This is a genomic window from Variovorax sp. GW822-FHT04E09 (genome assembly GCF_058800845.1).
This window is the reverse complement of sequence record NZ_JBXAMR010000004.1, coordinates 387,816-405,408: the sequence shown is the minus strand read 5'-3', so window position 1 is coordinate 405,408 and position 17,593 is coordinate 387,816. Positions and strand designations below refer to the sequence as shown.

The following is a 17,593-nucleotide window of genomic DNA, read 5'->3' as shown; positions in this document are numbered from 1 at the left end:
GGCGCACGCGGCGCCGGTGGCGTTGACCTAGGCGACTGACACCCAGAGAGTCGTGTACCCGCTCCTCCGCTGTGACCGGAAGGCATCGCAAGCCGGCGCGCGGTCTTCTTCACAGAAGCGCCGCTGACGAAAAGATACAATTTGATGCAATATCAATGGGCCGATCCGGCCGAAGGAGTCGGCATGGATTGGCTGAGGCCGTGGCTGCGCGCGTATGTCCCTGAGGGCAAAGCCATGAGGCATTCCCGTCACTCCTCGAGCATCCTCCCTTGGCGCCTGCTTCTTGCCGCGACTGGCGATGCGGCAAGGAAATCTCTGGTTGCGCTGATGCTTGGACTTATCGGCTGTGCGTGGGCTGGTGTGCCTCCGATGTCGTACTGGACGACGAATGACCGGTCGGTTGGGGTTCGGGCGTCTAGCGCGTCTGCAGCCTGTGATGCCTTTGCGCTGTCATCGGCTTTTGCTGGCGTCACCGTGACTTCGCATTCCTTCGGTGTCGATGCGGGGGGCAAAACGAATCAGTGCATGGTGTACTACATCAATGCTGGCGGCCCGATGTACATGTCGGACACGATTGTCCAGGTCATTACTGGGTGTCCTGCAAACAGCGAGTTGAACAATAGGAATTCGTGCGATTGCAAAGGCGGTTTCGCAGAAACCCCCACCCGCACCTCTTGCCAAGCCGCTGCTCCCGAACCGCCCTCTGGCCCGCAGTCCTGCCCTCGGGTTGACGGTGCCTTTGTTGGTCATCCGATTTTCCCTGCATCCGCTGAGAAATTTCGCGCCGAAACAGACTGGTCCGACTCCGGGCCCGACGCCCTGTCGTTCGTGCGGACCTATCGCAGCACATGGGCTAGTGGTACTGCGGGGCCGGCATCGGGGCTGGGCCTAGTTTGGAGCCACAACTACAACACCGGCCTGACGGCCACGCCTGGCACAGAACCACTGACGATCACCATCAGCCTGCCTGCAGGCTATCTGCGGAGCTTCATGCGCGCCGATGCCAACTCCGCCTGGACTCCTGGCGCGGGCAATGGCGCCGACACATTGACCCAACTCAACGGCGCCTGGGTCTGGCATCGCTCCGATGACGACAGTACTTACAGCTTCACCGCCGACGGCAAGCTGCAAACGGTGGTCGCCCGCAACGGTTGGATCAACACCTACCTTTACAACGGTGATGGGCGTCTGGCCAGCGTCACCAATACCCTCGGCCGGACTCTGGCCTTTTCCTACACCAACGACAAACTCAGCACTGTCACCGTCCCGGATGGAAGAGTCTTTGGCTACGGCTACGATGCCCCGGGGCGCTTGTCTTCAGTGTTGTATCCGGATGGCAGAAACCGCTCATTCCTTTATAGGAACGCCAACTACACGCAAGCCCTGACGGACATCATCGACGAAGCCGGCGTGCTCTGGGGCTCCTTCGGCTACGACGACCAGGGGCGCGCTATCAGCACCTATCTGGCTGGCGGAGTGGACTACTACGGTGTGTACTACTCATCCACCGCCGATTCGGCCACCGTACAAGACCCTTGGGGAACCACCCGCACCTACCGCTACAGCGTCGCCGCCGGCAAGTTGGCCGTGACCTCGGGGTCGCTGCCCTCCGGCGAAGGCGAGCCCGATGCCGCCAGTCGGTTGCAGGATACCAACGGCCTTATCACCAGCGAGACCGACTTCAAGGGCGCGGTGACGACAACAACCTGGGATGTTGCTCGCCGCCTGCCAACCACCGTCGTTCACGCCTCCGGTACCCCCGATGCCCGCACGGTGGTCACTCAATGGCATGCAACCTTCGCCTTGCCCGTGTTGGTTACTGAACCCGGCCGCACCACTGCCTATACATACGACGCCTTCGGCAACATGCTGTCGAAGACCATCACCGACACGGCGACCAATCAGGCCCAGCTCTGGCGGTGGACCTACAACGTCAAGCAGCTTGTTGTTACGGCCATCGAGCCCAACGACGCGGTCACGAGCTACACCTACGACCTTTGGGGCAACGTCCTCACGGCCTCCAATGCCCTGGGCCACGTCACCAGCTATGTGTACGACACGGCGAACAGGGTCACCAGCACCACAGCTCCCAACGGGCTGGTCACTTCCTATGCGTATGACCTGCGCGACCGCCTGCTGACCCAGACCGTTGGCGCAGGCCTTGCCGGTGCGCAGACCACCACACTGACCTACAAGCCCTTCGGCACTGTCGAGTCGGTGACGCTGCCGAGCGGCCTCGTGCTCAGCTACACCTACGATACCGCGCACCGCGTCACTGGCTGGAGTAACAACCGTGGCGAGAGCGGCATCTACGACCTGGACAACATGGGCAACCGAAGGGGGGTGCACGTCAAGGACAGCAACGGCGCGGTTGCCTGGAAGATGATGCGCATCTTCAACAAGCTCAACCGCATCTCAACCGTTACCGAGGGGCCCGACCAGCCTCGCGCGTTCGGCTACGACGCCAACGGCGAACTCGCGAGCGAGACCAACGGCCTCAACCAGAGCACCCAGTACGGCCTCGACAGCCTGCGCCGCGTCAAGGCAGTGACCGACGCGGCCAATGCCACGGCCACGCTGAAGTACAACGCCCTCGACGCCGTCACCGAGGCAAAAGACTTCAAGGGCGTGGTCACCGGCTACACCCGCGACGCGCAAGGCAACGCCACGGCCGAGACCAGCGCCGACACGGGCGGCGCCAGCACCCAGTACGACAGCCTCGGCCTGCCCAGCCAGATCACCGATGCCATGGGACAGGCCACCACCATCGCGCGCGACCTGCTCGGCCGGCCGACCAGCCTTGTCTTCGCCGATGGCAAGACGACCGCGCTGCGCTACGACCTCACAGCCACCAGCAAGGGCTATCTCTCGGAAGTCATCGACCGCAGCGGCACCACCGAGTACACCCGCGACGCCTTCGGGCGCGTCACGCTCAAGAAGCAGACGCTCGCAAACGGTGGTGTGCAGCAGGTGAGCTACGGCTACAACGCCAACGGCACGCTGGCCAGCATCGGCTACCCCAACGGCGCCACGCTCACTCACCTGTACGACGCCACCGGCCGCCTCGCAGGCCTGAACTGGAACGGCAGCCCGCTCGTCAGCGGCATCGCATGGAACCCGCTCGGCCAGCCCACCGCATGGCAATGGGCCTTTGCCGCCGCCCCGCCCGCGTCCGTGGCCGCCAGCCGCGTGTACGACACCGCGGGCCGGCTCACCGGCACCGAGTTCAGCAGCTACGTGTACGACGCCGCGGGCCGCATCACCAGCCTCACGCAGAACCTGTACCGCCCCGGCGACGCCGACCCGACGCACACCACCGTCGCGAACGGCAACGTCACCTGGAGCGTCGGTTACAGCCCGGTCGGTCGCATCACCGGCTTCGACGCCACGGGCAACACCGCCAGCTTCGGCTACGACGCCAACGGCAACCGAGCGAACAGCACGCGCGTGCTCGGCGGCCAGAGCACCCAGCGCACCTACACCGTGGGCGCCGCAAGCAACCGTCTGACGGGCTTTGCGCAAACCATCAGCGGCGCGAGCAACACCAGCGTCACCTACGGGTACAACGCCAACGGCGACCTCGTGACCGACGGCCTTCGTAGCTACGCCTACGATGCCGAGGGCCGGCTGGCTGCAGCCACCACGGGCGCGACCGACATCAGCCCCACCACGCGCTACGCGCACAACGCGCTGGGCCAGCGCGTGTTCAAGACCGAGCCGCTGTACCCGCCGAGCCAGGGCGACGAGGCCGACCCGGGCTTCATGCAAAGCCTGATCGCCTTCTTCACCCGATTGTGGAGCCCCGCAACGAACCAGGCCGAGCAGCAGGGCTACACGTATGTCTACGACGAGCAAGGCACGCTGATCGCCGAGGTGGGCAGCGGCGGCACCAACAGCGGCGGGCAGGCGCAGTACATCTACCTGCCGACGGCCAACGGCCCGATGCCGATCGCGGCGGTGATCAACGGCGCGACCTATGCGGTGCACAGCGACCACCTGAACACGCCGCGCAAGCTCACCGATGTGAGCGGGCAAGCGGTCTGGCAGTGGGGCTACAGCGCGTTCGGGGAAGACAAGCCGACGACGGCGAGGAATCGGTTTGCCGACTTGGATGTGACGCCGAATCCGGGCACCACGGGCGTGTCAGAGGTGAAGTTCAACCTGCGGTATCCGGGGCAGTATGCGGATGAGGAGTCGGGGTTGTTCTACAACTACTTCAGGAGCTATGACGGCAAGACTGGGGGGTATAGCCAAGCGGACCCGATTGGCCTGAAAGGCGGATGGAATCGGTTTGGGTATGTAGGTGGAAATCCGCTGAAGTACAGCGATCCATATGGATTGGACCGCTGGGGCGATAACAAGTGGGGCGCAGGGGGAAATCACTCTGCTCCAGTGTTTGACCCCAGATACAACGAAAGCGAGGCTTGGCGACTGAACAACAATTGCTACTCATACGCCTTGAACAGACGCGGTCGAGAGGGGAGCCAGATTTGGGGCGGCGGAGGGATAGACCCCGGCGAACCCACTGGAAGGGAGTTTTCGCAGTACTTCTGCAGGAACATACTCGACGCAGCAGGACGAGACGGTGCAATCTCACCCCGAGAGAATCAGTCTTGTCCTGCCGGATACCACGGAGGGAAGTTGTTCATTCGCCAAGATCAGCCGCTTGGTTCGATGGGCCTGACTGGCGACTACCATTGGTATCGTCAGGACTACGACGGCAGTTGGTCGGAAAAGCAAGGGCGCCATCCTGCGCGCCCCTTAGGTTTCTCCCCCAGTCCTCCTCACGACTACCCAATCCAATGTGGAAAAATATGTATTCCAAACTAGTCGCACTGTGCCTTGTTCTGGTTTCTCTCTGCGCCGGAGCCCAGGAAACGCCGATGCGTTTTCAGAATGTCGAGGCCGTTACTGCTTGGATCGCGAAGGCGTACCCGGTTCACGAGATGAAAACGCATACGGTAAAGATCCCGGACGCAGGTGACTTCACTGTTTACGCTTTCTATGGACCAAGGGGTTCCGGCACCATTCGTGTGGATGGCTGGTTCTACTCGTGCGCTAAAGGGTCTACGTGTGACTTGCTCGCAATGGCGAATTTGGGTAACTCTCGGTATTTGAAAGATGGCGCAAAGGTCTCCTTTGAAGAGCCCTACCTCGTCATCAAATCCACTGACAGCACACTCGTGAAACTCAAAATGCGATGAACAAGTTGAACTTCGCTAAGGCTGGCGAAGAATCGCTTCGCCAATCTGGAGACGACACCGAACCTGAGCGCCGGACAGAGGTCTGCTCCGAGGAGCGAGCTCGAGTACTTGTCTCGGCATTCACTACGAACTAGGTCGATGACCAACGACCTCTACGTAGCCGATCAATTCCGCGGAGTAGGCACCACTACCGTTCGCGGCTCCCTTGTGCTTCAACTCACGCTGCAAAGTTGGTTCGACCACTTTGGAGAACAAGTTGATTCGCTCCTCAGGATGGAGGGCTTGCAAAGCGGGTGGCGCTTGCAGATACTTCTCGCATAGGCGCTCAACTGCGGGGACACGTGTGCCATCCTGCTTGACGGCAATAGGGTGTACTGCCACGCGACGTTCGCCTTTGCCAATAGATGTCTCGACCATCCATAGCGACAGTAGCACTGGTTCGTCGACATCTCCGGACACGGCAATACCGACCTCCTCGGGCGGAACACTCCGCCAGCGGCTCAATTCGTCCTGTACCAACGGATGATCCAGGCCCATCAGTTGCAGATCGTCCTGATTGGTCGCGGCTTCGCGCCTCACGGTGAAGCGGGTGCGGAGTGTGCCTTCGATGGTGACGAGGTCGTAGGTGTTCTCGTCAGCCTTGATCAGTTTCTGTTGGCGATCCGTGATCGCCGCCGAAAGGAAGCGCACCAACCGATCCAAGCTGGACGATACGTCCGAAAAGGGCTTGTAGTCATCGAGGCTGAAGCCGTCGAGGTCTTGGAACAAGTCAAACACCACTTGCCGCGCCTCGCGGGAGTTCGACAGCGCCGCCTCCAACTCTACCTGCGTGCGTTTAAGCTCCGGGTCGGATAGCGCCTCCTGATATAGCCGGTCGTAGTTCAATCGTTCCGACAATTGACCGAGAATCTGCGCGCGCAGGTCTTCCGCCACGTTGCCCTGTTCATCCACCTTGCCGACCGTACGGGCGATCTCAGTGAGCTTTTCGTCGAGCAGCAAGAAGATGCGACCTTCAATAGTATCGGACAGCACTAGGTTGTAAACCTGCGCGGTGTGGTTCTGGCCATAGCGATGGATGCGCCCGATGCGCTGCTCCATGTCCATCGGATTCCACGGCAGGTCGAAATTAAACAAGACACGCGCAAACTGTAGGTTTATGCCTTCACGCCCAGCAGCCGTGCAGACCAGCACGCGCGGGCCATCCTTCTGGCGGAACCGCCGCTCCGCCGCCACCTTGGCGCCGTGGTCGCCGCCGCGCAGCACCGCAACGCCTTGGCCAGGGAAGATCTGCTCGATCTCGCAAGCAATCAAGTCCACCGTGCCAAGGTAGGTGGCAAAGATCACGATCTTCTCGTTGGGGTTCTGCCTCCACAGCGTGCCCAAGCCATCGAGCAGCTTTTGCATCTTCGTTTCCCGCTCTGCCGGGAACACGCGCAGCAGGTCGCCGATACGCAGGCGTTCCTCGGGCAGATGCAGGTTCACAACCGCTGAAGCGGCTTCTTCTGCGTGCGTAGCCGAATACTCGCTACCGTACGGGTCGGAGGCCATCTCCAACGCCTCTTCGTCCAGTTTCTTGACGAGCCGGTACTTCAGATCGGCCAGTACGCGATCTACTTCGCTACGTCCGATGCTGTCGCGAGGCAGGCCGAATTCCTCGTGGATCAGCTCGCGAGCTTCTTCAGTCAGGCGTTCGCGACCTTCGATGTCTAGCTCCCTGTCGCGCAGAAACGCCTCATGCAGCGTCAGCATCAATAGGCGGCGCTTGAGTGTGCGGCGCACGGCAGCAAAGCTCGATGCGGCGATCTTCTGGAAGATTGCCATCAGGAATCCCAGTGCACGTCCTTGGTTGCCTTGGCGGCGCGCGAGGTCGAAGCCGTCCTCGAGATAGCCGCGCAGCTTCTCGTAGAACAGCCGCTCTGCTTGATTCATCACGAAGGATTCGGTGTGAACCCAGCGCCGCGCGAACAGTGGCGAGCCGTCGGGCTGGCAGGCGTCGGCCTTCGTGCGGCGAACCATTACCGTATTAAGCCGGTGCCGCTCCTCGACCATCTCGTCAGGGCCGCGAAATAGGGTCGGGTTGAGCAGTTGCACTAGCATCCAGAACTGGAAGTGATTGCCCTGGTGCGGCGTGGCCGACAGCAGCACGAGGTCGCGCGAATGATCCTTTAGCGCCTCCGCCAGCTTGTAGTTCTCGGTCTTGCGCACTTTGCCGCCTGTGCGATAGGCCGTGAGGTGGTGCGCTTCGTCGAACACCACCAGATCCCAGCGCGGCGCGTCCAGCAAGCGCTTGATACGGGCTGGGCGCTTCAAGGTGTCGATGCTGGCGATCAGCCGGTCGTGTTTGGCGAAGGCGTTGGTCTTGCGGTCGGTGATGTCACCTTCGGAGCCGAACACCTCGAAGTCGAGGTTGAACACCTCGTTCAATTCGCGATGCCAGTTGTTCACGAGGCCTGCAGGCACCACCATCAACGCACGGGTCAGTTCACCCCGGCTGGCCAGCTCGCGTAGGATCAGCGCGGTTTCAATGGTTTTGCCCAACCCTACTTCGTCCGCGATCAGGTAGCGCCGAGGAGAGGCGGTGGCAATGCGGTGCGTGAGCACCACCTGATGCGGCAGCAGATCGATCTTGGCCGAGGTCAGCGCCGAGGCGCTTTCCATCACCGGCAGCGCGTTTGCCTCGTAGGACAGCCAAGCCTTGCGCGACCGCTCTACGCCGCCATCCACGGCGCGCAGGATGCGTTCGGTGCGCGTGAGTTCGCGCCGCAGTGACGCCACAGGCACGCGACGTTCGCCTACGCCGAAGAACGCGCGCAAGTAGCCGTCACGCGCCGGATCGAGGACGACACCCTGGCCGTACTCGTGGTGCGTGATGCGCTCGCCGGGTTGGAATTGATTCTCTGCCGTCACGCGCCGCCCTCAGGTAATCCGCAGGTGAAATAAGCCGGCAGGCTTGCCGCCCTCACGCAGCAGGATTTCCTGCGGGTACTCGTTGGCTTGGCCCCACAGGACGCGGCCGAGGTCGATCTGATGCCCGTGGGGCGCGTGACAGAGCCAGCCTACCTCATCCGTGGCGGGGTGTGCCCTGACGCGGTTGTGGCCGCCGGGTAGCCAGAACACCAGCGCGCCATCGCTTCCCCATTCGTCCTGAAAGGACAGGATGGCGGGCTTGATCGCATCGCCTAGCCACGCTTCGGCATCCGTCGACGTCAGCAGATCGAGGCTGCCGTCCAGCCCAGCCACGACCAGCGTCTTGCCGCTATTGCTTGGCAGGTCGTCGGGCCAGTTTCCCGGTGCTTTGCTGGCCCGCAGGAACTGGCGTAGGCTCCACACCTCGCTGGCCGCGCAGATCTGGTTGCGAGCCTCTTCGTCCCACACCCAACTGGTGCCGCGCCGTTGCCACACTGTGTCACGCAGTTGTCTCATCACTCGTACTCCCCATCGTCATCGAACAAGGAGGCCTGCGCAGGCTGGGGTGCTTGGCTGGCCTGCCATGTATTGTGGATGGACACCGCGCGCGAGGCTGCGTTACGGGTCGTTTGATCCGGTCCGTTGCGGTGCAGCCATTCCAGCAAAGGCTTAAGCGCTACATGCGGCTTGAAGTTGTCGTTTTTCAGCGTGTCTGAGGCATTGATGCCGCTGCCGTCGAAGCAGGCGCCAATCAGCACCAAGGCCTGATCCAGATCGGAGGTCAGCTTGCGGCGATGCTTACCCGACCACTCGCGGGCGAAATCCAGCGGGTCGGTGCGGGTAAAGACCTTGTTCTTTTCTGCGCACCAGCCGCGCTGCACGAACTCGTCCGGCGTGGTAATCGAGCCTTTGAGGAACTTTTGCAACTGGTCGCGCTTCAGCGCAGGTGCGCTGCCGAAGGTGCGTAGGAATTGGCGCGTGATCGGCTCCGCATTGACCGGCGGCGCTTCCTTGCCCTTATCGGCGTCCTCGTCGATGAGCTGGTTGATGCCGACCAGAGCATCGCGCACGGAGATGGTGCGGCCTTCATCGACATAGACCTTGCCGTAGTGACGAGAGAAGTATTCCAGCGCCTTGCCACGTCGGATAACCTGGATGTCGGCGGCGGGCAGGCCTTCCTTGGCGTGGTTTTCCAACATGGTTTGCAACTGGCGCACGTCGGCCATCACCTCGCGGCGCATCCGGCCCCAGCTCACCGGCTTGGGTTCTTCGGTGCGCTTGCGGCAGACGTGAATGATGTCGTACTCGATGGTCTTGGAGCCGAACTCACCATCGCCCTTAGTTTCGTCGGAGCGAATGGGATACGTCGCTTCGAGGTAGTAGCCCGCATCGAATAGCGACTCCAGCACCGCCACCCACGGCTCGTCCTCGCTGTGGTGGAAGGTGAAGGCCAGGATGCCGCTGGGCTTCAGCGCACGATGCGCTTCACGCCAGCACTGCGTGAGTAGGCGCTGATAGAAACCGTCCGGATCTTCTGGCTCGCGCGCGCGGTTGGCAACGGCCTCCAACGACTTGGGTGTGTAGTCCTTGCCGAAGTAATCAGGGTACTTGTCCTTTAGCGCAAGGCGCAGCCAAACGTAGAAAAAATCGGACAGCTCCGAGTAGTGCAGCAAGCCGCCAAAAGGCGGATCGGTGATGACCAAATCAAGGCTGCCCGTGGGAACATGTGTTAGGTCGGTGGACGACCCCTGGAAGACGCCGACTTCGCCTACAGGGTCACCTGGATAGACCTTCTCACTCTTGCCTGTGACTTGAGCGGCCAAGGCCGCGTCCTGTCGCTTGAGCGTTTCAACGCTGACAGCATCCCACGGCGCCACAGCCCATTCGCGCCCTTCAATCAGGGCCTCACTACAAGAAACCCAGTTGCCACGGCCCAGTATCGGGAAAACGCAATTCTCGACGACGTTGTTCTTCGGATGGAAATTGTTGTTACTCAAATGAGGCACGAGCTTGTCGTACCCACTATCCCAGAAGCAGAAGGAATTCTGATTGCGCAGGTACTGTTGGTAAGCGCCAAGAGCGTACTCGCGCACGCTCCAGTCGTAGGTCCCGACATTCATGATGGCCTTCAGCAGTTGCGCGTGAACCAGCAACTGACGCGGGTTGAACATGTCTGACCAGTTCAGGTAACCGTGCTGCGGTAGCGGTTGCCGCTGGTGAGTCATGTGACCGAACGGAATTTCGCTCTTTGGCCAAAAGTCGCGTAGATCGGAATCCTTCCGTGCTTCCCATTCCGCAAAGGCCGTGTCGTACTGCCGGGCAAGTGCCGAATCGCACGCTGCAAAGAATCGACCACTGTATGGCTTCCCAGCGGCATCGCGCATGGGGGCATAGCCTTGGATTGCAAAGACACTTGAGGGTGCAGTTTTCTTGGTCGCCTCAAGCGAGGACACGATGCGCTGAGCTGTACCGCACGCTGCGCAAGCGAAGTGTGCAGGCTTTGGGACAGTACCTTTGTCTGTCTTGAATGAAAGTTTGGTTTTCGGATCAGTCACTTCGTCCGGTAACGCACCGCGCACTTCCAGCAATCGACCTTTCAAGGCTCGCGCCTTATCCCAAAGCGCAGTCGCTTCGGCATCGTCTTGCACAGAACCGCCGTAGGGCCGGCCGCTCGCATCCTGCTTCGCTTCGCCTGCTAGCCATTGCGGATGCACCAGCAGACTGAGTTCCACCTTCTTGTTTTTGCCCTTTCCGAGATTCACCATTGCGGTGTGACCGCAGTGCGGACAGATCACCCCCTTCTTGCGGTCGAGCACAGAGTACGGCGATTCGGTGGGCGCAACGTAGAAAGGCGCGTCGGGAGCCATGCGCGCGGCTTCTTCCTCCACATCGAACGCATTGCCACATTTGCCGCAGGTGTGCGCCCAATGCTTGACGGTAAGCGTCTTCACCGCCATCACCGGGCTGGTCATGATCGGAGTGCGGTGGCCGCAGCCTGTCACCTGGCAGGGGCCGTGTTTGGCCCAGAAGGTGTAGATGATCTCCGGGCCTTCGTACTTATAGTCCCTGCGCTGCTCACGCGGAATGGCGAGCGGGTCGAAGTCGGCGGGCATCGCTTTCTTGGTCGGCAGGTGCGTCCACGTTCCCTTTTCACCTTCCGGACCGTCGCAGTAGTAGTACGGCATGATTTGTGGCTTGACCTCGGCCTCGACGTCGGCGAGGAGCTTCTTCACTTCCTCTAGATCGACATTGGCCAGTTCCTGCTTGACCACGAACCACGCGACCGGGTTGAGGTCGTTGCCGACCATCTGCATTCCAAGGCGCGAGCCTTCCACCAGCGTGGTGCCGCCGCCCATGAAGATGTCTGCCACCTTGAGGTGCTTGAACGCACCTTTCTTCTGGTGGTTGGCGTAGTAGTTGTCCCACACCAGCTTGGCAGCGTGGGAAGGGTCATCCGGCGCTTTGGTCGCCGCCGCGATCAGCATTGAGCGAAACACGCTGGAACGCCGCCGTGCCCACCACTTCGACATCTGGTAGATCGGCTTACCCGCGTTGCCTTCGATGATTGCCACCTGATTGACTGGGAGGATCGGGAAATCCACCTCCAGGCAAGTCTTGGGGCGGTTTGGGTCGTTGAAGTCGACCGTTTCGAGTGCGACTGTCTTGCCCGCTCCGACGGCCTTGGTAACTTGTTGTTGAAGTAGTTCTTTCTTGGTGGCCATCAGCCGCAATCCTTACCTGGTCAGCTCGACGAAGGGCGACAACACTTCCAGCAGCGACAGGCCGCCATGCGTGAGCGTCGGGTATCCGCCCTGGCTGCGCCACTTTCTGCGGCCCAAGGCAAGCAGGTGGGCGCCGTGAGGGCTGTTGATCTGCAGTACCACGGGCGGCACGAAGGGGCCGGTATCTCCGGCTCCCGCCTTGCTGCGCGAGCTTCCAAACGTCTGCTTGAGGAATTGGCCGACCTCGCCATCCGCATCGGGGAAGTAGCCGGTGGCCGCGTAGCCGTGATCGGAGGTAATCACCAGCCGCCGCCCGGTCGCGAGGCGCTCGACGAAGGCCCAGAAGTCATCGCTGGACAATTGCTCGGCCACGTCCTTGGTCAGCGGCTCCAGCCCTTGTCCTGCACCGGAGCCGTCGTGTAGCTTGGCGTCGGGCCAGGGGTGCCAGAAGATCTGGTTGGATGCGCTGCCAACCAAGGCTTCGCAGTCCTTCCACGGCAAATCTACCGTCTCGGTACTGGCGGCTTGCAGCTTGTGCGCCAGGCCGCCGCCGTTGTTCTGAAGCTTGCTGCGACTGGCGAAGCCGAGCGCGCGGGCGAACTCATCGGTTTCGCCGGGCAGTTCGGAGGCGTTGGCAGTGACTTCGTGCGTGGTGAAGCCGCGCTCCTTCGCGCCCTGCAACAGCCACGGCAGTTCGCGCAGGGAAAGGCCGTCGAGGATCAGCACCGCCTTGGCGCTGAAGGGCTCGGTCCACCAGCGCAGCAGACGATCCGAGGTGCGCTCGACGCTGCTGCCAAAGGCTTGCCACAAGTCCCAACCGCTGGAGGACAGGAACAAATCCAGTGCGCCGATTTCGCGGTCGCGCCGAACGACCTCGCTAGACGCATTGCCTGCGGCTAGAGGCTTTCTGGCGATCTCGACGGCCTGCTCGACGATGACGCGCCAAGCATCGGCATCCGAGCCTTGGGTCAGAGCCTGCAAGGCGCTGGTGGTTAGTGCCATCAATCGTCCTCCTTCTCAAGGTTCAGCTCGAAGGTCATGCCTTCGGGCAGCTTTTTGAGCAGTTCCTTGAGCTGCGCGCCGCTGGCGCCGGACATCTTGATGGACACCTCCGCGACCTTCGTGGCTGGGCCGATGCCCCAGCCTTCGATCTTGCCAATCAGATTGAGGGGCGACGTGGCCGGGTTCGACAGCAGGATGCGCGGCTTGGTAGCGCTGCCGCCACTGCCGAAAATGCCGCCTGGAGCAGGTGAGTGAGTGGGAGCGGTCGGGCCCCCCGATGTGGGTTCGGGCACGCCCGGCGCGGGGACAGTTCCACCATCTGACGGAACTCCGTCCGAAGACGGTGCAAGCGGCGTGGAGCCTCCCGTTGCAGGCACGGCCGAGGGCAACATCACGAACACGTCGTCGAGATGGCGGCCCGTGAGCGAGAGTTTAGGGCGCAAACGCCGCCACGCGGTGTCCTCGTCTTCACCCGGATTCGTTTGCAGGTACTCCATGCCGCGGACATTGATGGCGACCTTGCCCTTGGCGCACAGGCGCAGCAGGCGTTCCTTCATCGCTGTCTCGCCCAACCATGGGATGCAGTCTTGCCCGGCAGGGCGCGGCTCTTGCAACTCGCGCAGCAGCTTGCCGAGCGATTCGCTATTGCTGGCGTATTCGAGCACCAGTTCCTCGAAGTCCTCCGGCACAAACAGATCGCCGGTCAGCACCTCCTCGATGGCTTCGGGAATCTGCGAGCCCTGCTTGTCGAGACGCTCGACGCTGAACTTGCACTGTGCGGGCTCGGCGAAATTCCAGCGTTGCAGCACAGCAAAGCGGTCGAACCGTTTCTTGAGGTTGTCGCGCAGCGTGTTCTCGAATTCCTTGTGTAGCTTCTTGTATTCGGGGTTCTGGCCGCCCCATTCCTGTGCCTTCATTTCGGCGCGAGCGAGGATGAGCAGGTCGCGATCCATGAAGGAGTTGGTACTGCCCGTGCGCGGCAGCAGGAAGCGTACCGTGTTGCGGCGCTTCTGCAACTGGTCTTTAAGCCAGCGGCCCAGCGTGGCGTCGAGCTTGTCGGCTTCCTCGGGCAGCACGAGGATGGGCAGGAGGCGGTCATCCCATCTGTCGGGTTGCTCGGCTTCATCGAGTGCTGTCCACGGATCATTGACCCACGACTTAGGTAGGGCGATGACGCGGAAGGTCTTGGCGACTTCGTCGCTGCCGCCGAGGACGTAGCGCACCTGTTTTCCGAGCTGCGCCTGATCGGCGCCGTCGGCGAACAGTTTGTCATTGCGCGCGTAGGCCATAAGCTTGGCGCGTGGGTTCTCTTCTTCGCGGAACAGCAGCTTGGTGCCTTCCTGATGGATGTTGAAGCTGTTTTCGACGATGGTCGCCAACTCGACCTGGAAGGCATTGTCGTCCACCGGCTTGCCACGGGTGATGTCTAGTTGCAGCGTGAGGGGGTCGGCTCCGGCGAGGTTACCGACCGCAATCGAGCGCAGCCACAACGCGCCGATGATTTCCTGCAGATGTGGCGCGATGTTGGCGTGGTCGTGCCGCGCCTCCTGCACCGAGATGATGTTCTGCTGCGCCTTCTCGCGCAGCGTGCGGTGGTGCTGGTTGGCGACGGCTTCGAGCAGTGCGCCGATGCCCGAGGTGTCATCGTCCAGCCGGAAATCGGCGGCGGTGAGCACGGGCACGGCTTCGCCACGGCTCTTGTAGAGGTTCGCGAGGATGCGAATCAGGTCGCGCGTTTCCTGCGCGTCGGTGGCGATCAACACCTGTTCTTCCAGTAGACGCAGCAGGTGCGGCGCGTAAGGCCAGGATTCGTTGAACTCGCGGCGTTTGCGCTCCTGCTCGGCGGGCGGCACGTCGAGCAATCGGAAGGATTCGGCGACGTGCTGCGCAACCAGCGAATCGATGGTGCCGCTGGCGATTTGCAAGCGATTGTCGAACAGGCGGTGCAGGAGCATCCGGCGGCGATCCTGCTGGATGCGCTCGGCGCTGCCGCCTGCCTTGAAGTCAATGGCGACCGGGTTGACTCGATGTACCTGCTGATATGCGTCGCTGCCGCCGTTGCGCACCGAGATCACCAGCACCAGCAGGTCCGGACGCTCCTTGGCGATCTCCGAAAGAATCTGGATGAAGTTGAACGCCCAATTCTTCCACGGGTACTGCTTGGTGTTGGTGAGGCCGTCGTACCACGTCTGGAACTCGTCCAGCAGCAGCATCGTCGGTTTGTTCTCCAGCAATTCGATGATTAGCTTGTCGGACGGGATTTCGGTCTGGGATACACCTTGGCCTTCCCACTTGCCCTTGATAAAGTTGCCGTGCGGATGGTTCTCGAGCAGCACGTCCCACAGGAACTTGTAGCGGTGGCGATGCAGGCTTTCGCCGATGACGTGCATGCCGTCGCGCAGGGCGATCTTGCCGATGCTGGCGTCGGCCAGCGTGGTTGCCCAAGCATTGAGCCACGAGCCGGTCGAGGATGGATCGGTCACCGCATGGTAGAGCGCTGCCATCAAGTGCGACTTGCCGAGGCCGCGCTCGCCGATCACGACGACAGGGCGTCCCTGGTTGGGACCGACCGCCTCGATGCCTTTTAGTAGGTCATGTGTGGGATAGGTGATCTGCAGGAACTGTTGGGCCGCGATCTGGGTTGCACCGGTATGCTGATCATTGGACAGCTCAATGGCCGTCCCCTTGAGGCGCTTACCCCGGAATTCTTCGCGTAAATTCAGTCCAAGCACTACTTATCCTCCCTGTTATCTGTTTGGCTTTGCGCCGCGTCATCCTCGTCACGTCCGAATCCTTCCTTCGACTGCTGTTTGATCCAGCCGTCTATGTCAGAACACGAGAAGCGCCAGCTTCCACCCACTTTGAAGGCGGGAATTTTCTTAGCTGCGGCAAGCCGGTAGATTGTCCGCTCAGTGACCTTTAGGTAATCAGACACCTCCTTGATCGTGAGGATCTGCGCTTCGTTGGTTGTGGACATGAAGATTGCAGTGCTCGGGGTAAACGGGAAAATAGTACAAGATTTTCAGGGCAACGGAAAAGCAATGAGCGGGTGGCGCGTTCCTGCCTTTCGGCTGGAAGCTACAGAAGGGGCAGGCTGTTCGGAAGCAGTTAGACGGGTCGCCTGAGCTCTTGTTCGATACCTCGTTTTTCAAGGCGAAGGTTCCCGACGCGCCAGCAGTCTTCGTGCGACTGAAGGATGGATCCGCCATCCGTCAGCCCGCTATCTTTTGGATAGCGAACTTCTCGGCATTAGTGCGGCTTCGGTGGCATGCCATGATGGGCTTTGAACCATCGCCACCGGGTTACGGTGCAGTGGCTGGATTCATCTGGTGCGCGACGTAGGCCGCCCAGTCTTCCATCAGCTGCCTGCGCTTCTCTACCATGTCGCTGCGGGCGTAGGCGCGCACTGTCTGGTCACCGACCAAGTGCGCCAACGCAAACTCAAGCATCTCGGCGGGGTATTGGGTATTGTCCATGCCCCAGGTTCGGAACGTCGCGCGAAAGCCGTGCATGGTGTACGGCTGCTTCAGGCGGCGCAGCAACTGCGTGAACACCATGTCGCTGTAGGTCTTGCCGCGAGGCGAGGGGAACACTAGGTCGTTGATACCGGCATCGCCTGCCGAAGTGCGGCCCTCTGCCTCACGCTCGGCCTGCTGGGCGCGCGCCGCCTGCAGTACCTTGGTGGCCCTGCTCGACAACGGCACGCGATGCTCGCGTCCGGCCTTCATTCGTTCCGGGGGGATCGTCCAGTTGCTGAGCGACGCATCGAACTCCGACCAGCGGGCGCCGCGAATTTCGCCCGAACGGGCGGCCGTCAACACGCCGAACTCGAATGCCAGCTGCACTGTGCTGGTTGCCGTGCTGGCGTGGACCTGGGCGAGCAGCGCACCGATCAGCGGATGCGGGCAGGACGGATGGTGCTCGACCCTGCGAGCCTTCTCGTTGGCGCCCAGTGCGATCCTGACCTGCTCCCAGAACTCGCTATCAACGCCACGGCAATAGTCTTTGGCCGCACCGAAATTCATCACCTTGCGAATCCGTTGAAAAACTCGGTCTGCCGTTTCTGCTTTTTCTTTCCAAATCGGCTTCAGCGCCTTGAGAATTTCATATTTTCCGATTTCAAGAATTGGAATGTGGCCGAAGTGCGGAAAGGTATAGGTGGTCAAGGAATTGATCCATTGCTCCTTGTGCTTGATACTCTTCCACTCGTCGGCGTGTTCCTTGTAGTATTCTTCTGCGCACGCTTTGAACGTCATGCTAGCTTGTTTCAATTGAATGGCGGCGGCCTTCATTTTGATTTTATTTTGCTCGCGATGTGGAATAGGGTCGATGCCTTCGGCGATCTGAATCCGGTGTTCTTGGGCGCGCTCACGAGCACGTGCCAAACTCACATTAGCTAGGGAGCCAAGCCCCATGTCGCGGGTGCTGCCGAGGAAGGTGTAGCGCAAAATCCAGGCTTGGCTACCCCCTGGGGCCACCCGGAGGTACAGGCCACGGCCGTCGAGGTGATAGCCTGGTTTTTTTGCTTTGGTTCGAATGCTGGTAATGGTTAAAAGGTTGTGGCGGGTCATGTTTTGGCTGTAGCTGCACCTTGTTGGGCGTGGTGCATTTAAGGTGCTATTTGGCAGACCAATTTTACCAAATGCAGGCCTAAAAACATGCCTATGCTTTTGCCCATTATTTGTGATGGCCGTTAATGGCCGTGTTGGGTGTTATTGGGTGGTCAATTTTTTGTAAGTGCTTGCAGGCAAAGGTTTT

Annotated in this window: 9 protein-coding genes; 2 read left to right on the top strand and 7 right to left on the bottom strand. The window is 61.1% G+C overall.

Annotation, left to right across the window (positions count from 1 at the left end; all coding sequences use genetic code 11):
- Positions 1 to 525 precede the first annotated feature (525 nt).
- Together AC1RL8_RS18870 and AC1RL8_RS18865 are read left to right on the top strand one after the other, a co-directional pair.
- Positions 526 to 4,830 carry an RHS repeat-associated core domain-containing protein gene (locus AC1RL8_RS18870; RefSeq protein ID WP_492685848.1) on the top strand — a complete coding sequence of 1,435 codons (4,305 nt, stop codon included), beginning with the start codon at positions 526 to 528 and terminating at the stop codon, positions 4,828 to 4,830.
- Positions 4,815 to 5,204 carry a hypothetical protein gene (locus AC1RL8_RS18865; protein ID WP_492685849.1) on the top strand — a complete coding sequence of 130 codons (390 nt, stop codon included), beginning with the start codon at positions 4,815 to 4,817 and terminating at the stop codon, positions 5,202 to 5,204. Before AC1RL8_RS18870 ends, AC1RL8_RS18865 begins: the two co-directional genes overlap by 16 nt.
- Positions 5,205 to 5,327: 123 nt before the next feature.
- Here the strand turns inward: AC1RL8_RS18865 and AC1RL8_RS18860 are convergent, their stop codons facing one another.
- From AC1RL8_RS18860 to AC1RL8_RS18830, 7 genes are all read right to left on the bottom strand, one after another.
- Entirely contained in the window at positions 5,328 to 8,111 is a 2,784-nt protein-coding gene (locus tag AC1RL8_RS18860; protein ID WP_492685850.1) for a DEAD/DEAH box helicase, read from the bottom strand.
- Between the two features lie 9 nt (positions 8,112 to 8,120).
- Positions 8,121 to 8,627, bottom strand: coding sequence for a hypothetical protein (locus AC1RL8_RS18855; protein WP_492685851.1), 507 nt, complete (start codon positions 8,625 to 8,627; stop codon positions 8,121 to 8,123).
- Positions 8,627 to 11,833 carry a DUF1156 domain-containing protein gene (locus AC1RL8_RS18850; RefSeq protein WP_492685852.1) on the bottom strand — a complete coding sequence of 1,069 codons (3,207 nt, stop codon included), beginning with the start codon at positions 11,831 to 11,833 and terminating at the stop codon, positions 8,627 to 8,629. Before AC1RL8_RS18850 ends, AC1RL8_RS18855 begins: the two co-directional genes overlap by 1 nt.
- A gap of 12 nt (positions 11,834 to 11,845) precedes the next feature.
- Positions 11,846 to 12,835 (bottom strand): hypothetical protein, encoded by a 990-nt coding sequence (locus AC1RL8_RS18845; RefSeq protein WP_492685853.1) that lies wholly within the window; start codon positions 12,833 to 12,835, stop codon positions 11,846 to 11,848.
- Positions 12,835 to 15,567 carry a DUF499 domain-containing protein gene (locus tag AC1RL8_RS18840; RefSeq protein WP_492685854.1) on the bottom strand — a complete coding sequence of 911 codons (2,733 nt, stop codon included), beginning with the start codon at positions 15,565 to 15,567 and terminating at the stop codon, positions 12,835 to 12,837. The genes AC1RL8_RS18845 and AC1RL8_RS18840 overlap by 1 nt, the downstream gene beginning before the upstream one ends.
- A complete protein-coding gene (locus AC1RL8_RS18835; protein ID WP_492685855.1) occupies positions 15,567 to 15,812 on the bottom strand; it encodes a helix-turn-helix domain-containing protein in 246 nt (81 codons plus the stop codon). Before AC1RL8_RS18835 ends, AC1RL8_RS18840 begins: the two co-directional genes overlap by 1 nt.
- A gap of 325 nt (positions 15,813 to 16,137) precedes the next feature.
- A complete protein-coding gene (locus AC1RL8_RS18830) occupies positions 16,138 to 17,406 on the bottom strand; it encodes a tyrosine-type recombinase/integrase (RefSeq protein ID WP_492685856.1) in 1,269 nt (422 codons plus the stop codon).
- Between the last annotated feature and the right edge of the window lie 187 nt (positions 17,407 to 17,593).